The sequence below is a fragment of the Neokomagataea anthophila genome (genome assembly GCF_018122595.1).
Taxonomy (GTDB): Bacteria; Pseudomonadota; Alphaproteobacteria; order Acetobacterales; family Acetobacteraceae; genus Gluconobacter; species Gluconobacter anthophilus.
Genome location: NZ_JAGRQH010000198.1, coordinates 1 through 224 on the forward strand (window position 1 = coordinate 1; position 224 = coordinate 224).

At 46.0% G+C, this 224-nt stretch carries 1 protein-coding gene; it reads right to left on the minus strand.

The window, feature by feature from the left end:
- Positions 1-209, minus strand: a 209-nt coding sequence (locus tag KB213_RS12465; RefSeq protein ID WP_211683583.1) for a hypothetical protein, incomplete at its 3' end; no start/stop codon positions are given.
- Between the last annotated feature and the right edge of the window lie 15 nt (positions 210-224).

The following is a 224-nucleotide window of genomic DNA, read 5'->3' on the forward strand; positions in this document are numbered from 1 at the left end:
TTCAAGTTGGCCTTAGCTTTAGCGCTCATGGCGCCCGTTATTTGCTGTTTGATTTGCTGGTTTTGCATAATGAGCTGGTGCTGCGATACGGCCTCATTTTGAGCTTTAGCGGTGAGTCCTTCTAAGAAGCGGTTGGCGTTGATAATGTCTCGTTCGATACGGTCAATGTCTTTGGGATCATTGTTGGTTGCCGTGATAGAAGATTTCACAATCGACAGCATGTT